This is a genomic window from Hydrogenophaga sp. (assembly GCF_965657535.1).
In the GTDB taxonomy this organism is placed as follows: domain Bacteria; phylum Pseudomonadota; class Gammaproteobacteria; order Burkholderiales; family Burkholderiaceae_C; genus Hydrogenophaga.
Genome location: NZ_CBFHOP010000019.1, coordinates 1 through 3,619, shown reverse-complemented (window position 1 = coordinate 3,619; position 3,619 = coordinate 1). Strand labels below are relative to the sequence as shown.

2 protein-coding genes are annotated in these 3,619 nt (G+C 62.4%); both read left to right on the top strand.

All coding sequences use genetic code 11. The annotated features are described in order from the left end of the window. The coding region (locus ACTG4K_RS18490; protein WP_439115692.1) for a hemagglutinin repeat-containing protein at positions 1–3,265 on the top strand (3,265 nt) is incomplete at its 5' end. After that, complete coding sequence (locus ACTG4K_RS18485) at positions 3,249–3,539, top strand: hypothetical protein (protein ID WP_439115691.1); 291 nt, start codon at positions 3,249–3,251, stop codon at positions 3,537–3,539. The genes ACTG4K_RS18490 and ACTG4K_RS18485, both read left to right, overlap by 17 nt. Positions 3,540–3,619: the final 80 nt, after the last annotated feature.

Below are 3,619 nucleotides of genomic sequence, written 5' to 3'. Positions count from 1 at the left end.
ATGGAACGCTACCAATTACCTGCGCCAAAGCAGCAGCGCCGAGGTGGGCAGCAGCGTCAGCGGCGCTGGTGAGGTGCGCATCAACGCACAAAACGACTTGAGCCTGCGCGCAGCGCAAGTCAACGCCCAGGGCGCGCTCAGCGTCAGCGCCGGTGGCAACGTGGTAATCGAAGCCGGGCAAAGCGCAGACAGCCTGGCCGAGGCCCGGCAAGTCAAAAGCAGCGGCTTGCTCAGCAGCAAAACCACCACCACCCGCAGCAGCAGCCAGTCCACCACCGCCCAGGGCAGCGAGCTGGGCGGGCAAACGCTCAGCATCAAGGCGGGCCAAGACCTCAACATCAGCGGCTCCAGCGTCATTGCCGACCAAGACCTGAGCATCCAGGCCGGGCAAAACCTCAGCATCCAAGCCGCACAAAACACTCAAGGCGCCAGCAGCTTCAACGAAACCCGACGCAGCGGCCTCATGAGCAGCGGCCTGAGCATCACAGTCGGCAAACAACAGCAAAGCCTGGACCAACAAAACACCCAGACCACCGCAGCGGCCAGCACTGTGGGCAGCGTGGGCGGCAACGTGAGCTTGAGCGCAGGCAACACCTACACCCAGACCGGCAGCGACGTGCTCAGCCCAGCGGGGAATATCGACATCAGCGCCCAGAGCGTCAACATTCAAGAAGCCCGAGAAACCAGCGACCAAAGCAGCGAACAGAAGTTCAAGCAAAGCGGCCTCACCCTGGCCATCACCAGCCCAGTCATCACAGCCCTGCAAACGGCCAACAGCCAGCTACAGGCCGCAGGCAACACCAGCAGCAGCCGCATGCAAGCCCTGGCCGGGGCCAATGCGGCGTTTAACGTCAAACAGGCCGCCGATGCCATCGGTGCGGGCCAGGCCAAGGCAGACGGAAACGCCGCAGACCAAGCCGGCGGCGTTGGCATCAGCATCAGCCTGGGGGCCAGCAAAAGCCAGAGCACCCAAAGCAGCAGCACCGACAGCGCCCGGGGCAGCACGGTCCAGGCCGGCGGCAACGTCAGCATTGCTGCCACGGGCGCCGGGAAAGAAAGCGACCTCACCCTGCAAGGCAGCAGCGTGCAAGCGGGCGGCACAACCACCCTCCAGGCCGACGACGCGGTCAACATCTTGGCCGCAGCCCACACCAGCAGCGAGGCCAACAGCAGCAAAAACAGCAGCGGCAGCATCGGCATAGGCTTCCAGCTCGGTGCTGGCGGCGCCAGCGCAGGCGTGAGCGTGAGCGCAGCCGCAGGCAAAGGCCAGGGTGCGGGCAGTGGCACCAGTTACAGCAACAGCCAGGTGTCGGGCCAGCAGGTGCTGATCGAATCGGGCGGGGACACCACCATCCAAGGCGGCGTGGTGCGGGGCGAACAAGTCACCGCCAACGTGGGTGGCAACCTGCTGATTGAAAGCCTGCAAGACACCAGCCGATACAACGAGACAAGCAAGAGCGCAGGCGGCTCCGTCACCTTCGGCCCGGCCCCCGGTGGCAGCGTGAACCTGGCCAAGAGCAACATCAACAGCACCTACCAGAGCGTCACCGAACAAAGCGCCATCCGCGCGGGCGACGGTGGGTTCCAGGTGAATGTGCAGGGCAACACCGAACTGGTGGGCGGGGCCATCACCAGCACCCAGGCGGCTATTGATCAAAACAACAGCTTCCAAACCGGCGGCACCCTCACCACCACCGACCTGCAAAACAGCGCCAGCTACCAAGCCAACAGCGCAGGCATAGGCATCAGCACCAGCGGGGGCAAGGTGGCACCCAGCGGGGTGGGGTTTGGGTCAGACAAGGGCGACGCCAGCTCCACCACCGTGGCGGCCATATCGGGCCTAGCGGGCAACACGGCAGCGCGCACGGGTGACGCAGAAGCGGGCATAGGCCAGATATTTGACAAAGACCGGGTGCAAAAGGAAGTGGCCGCGCAAGTGACCATTACGGCGGAGTTTGGCAAGCATGCGAGCAAGGCGGTGGGGGACTACGCCAAGGGCAAGCTGGAGGAAGCACAGCGCAACAACGATCCATCAGGCATAGAAGCCTGGCGCGAAGGCGGTGCAGCCCGCGTAGCGCTGCATGTGGCCGTGGGTGGGTTGACCGGTGGCGCGGCCGGGGCTGTGGGCGCCGGCGCAGCCAGCGCGGCAGCGCCTGCCATTGAGCAGCTGCAAGGCCAACTGCAAGAAGGCCTGCAAAACGCCGGGCTGGGTGACAGCGCCAGCCAGTTGATCGCCAGCCTGGCGGGCGGTGCTACGGCAGCGGGCATAGGCGCTGCGGCCAGCGGCGGCACGCTGGCCGGTGGGGCCACGGCGTTCAATGCGGATATGAATAATCGGCAGTTGCATCCGAGTGAAGCCCAGATCATCAAAGACAACGCCCGGCGCTTTGCGCGCCAGCTCTATGGCACCGATCAACCCACTGCCGCACAGATAGAAGCGGCGCAAGCGCTGCTGGCCAACACCGCTCAAAACCAACTCGACAACAACCTGGGTGCAACCGTGCCTTACAACGAAACGGCCAACGCATTCCTGCAAACGCTCAAGATCGAATACCAGCAAGCCAACGGCACGCTGATCTTGCCCGGCACCAGCGGCCAGCCTACGGGCGCGCAGCAGCTCTTCTTTGCCAACACCGAGCAAAAGAACCAGCCCTGGCTCAACCAAGGTCTGGCAGACCCGACGGTGACGGGGTTGATTGTGAGGACGCCGATCAACCCACCCAAAGCGGGAGAAGTTGTGCCAGCGAACCGCGATCGCATGACAGGCTTGCCATTGGACGAGAAGGGGCGTTATGAGGTGCAGGTGACGTTGGACGGCAAAGGGTTTAGCCCGAAGTACCATTCATGTGCCTCGGCGGCATGCATCAACCGCAACGCCAACTTGGACATGTCTGACTCTGCGACACAGGCCTACGTCAGGGCGCTCGATCAGAAGGTGTTCAAGGATATTGGGACGGGGGCGACGTTGGGCTCGCTGGTGACGCCTGTGGGGGTGCCTGGGGCGGTGTTGGGCTTGGTTGGATTGGCTGCAGGCGGCGGCGGGGCGGCTTTGAGCGAGAGACCGACCGAGGCAGCATTTGATGAAAGCCTAAAAGTTGCTTCAGAAAAAGGTGGCGAAAAGTTCTTTACTGAAGTGCTTGGCCACACCCCAGGGGCAGCCGCCCGGGCATCAGCACTAATCGAGTTGTCTGGCGGCTGGGACGCCTTTGTAAATCGCGTGAAGATTGATGTCTTTGGAATGAAGCCGAATGACACCAAAAATTAAATCAGCATGGGCGGCAAGCTTAACTTTCATCTTCACAGCGCTGGTGACCATATTTCGAGAGTTTGAGATAGGGTATGTCAACGGTATTTGGTTTATCTGGCTCTTTTGGTGCTGGAACTACTTTGCATACGCATTTGATCGCGGAATGCTGCCGTCAACGTTTATTGAATTAGATGGTGGTGGAAAAGGCAATCCGAGCTGGCGGGCGGGTGCTTTTTGGATCACAGCATTGGTACATTTCGCATTCCTCGCAACCATGGCCTTCGCAGACTGACCCATGAGCGCAGGCGCCACCTTCGCCCGCGCCCAGCAGCTGCGCCCGGGCATTGCGCTCTCGCCCGCCCAGGTGGCCCA

Bases quoted from the DNA above. Each gene is read 5' to 3' on its own strand.
- ACTG4K_RS18485 (WP_439115691.1), top strand. From the start codon at position 3,249: ATGACACCAAAAATTAAATCAGCATGGGCGGCAAGCTTAACTTTCATC.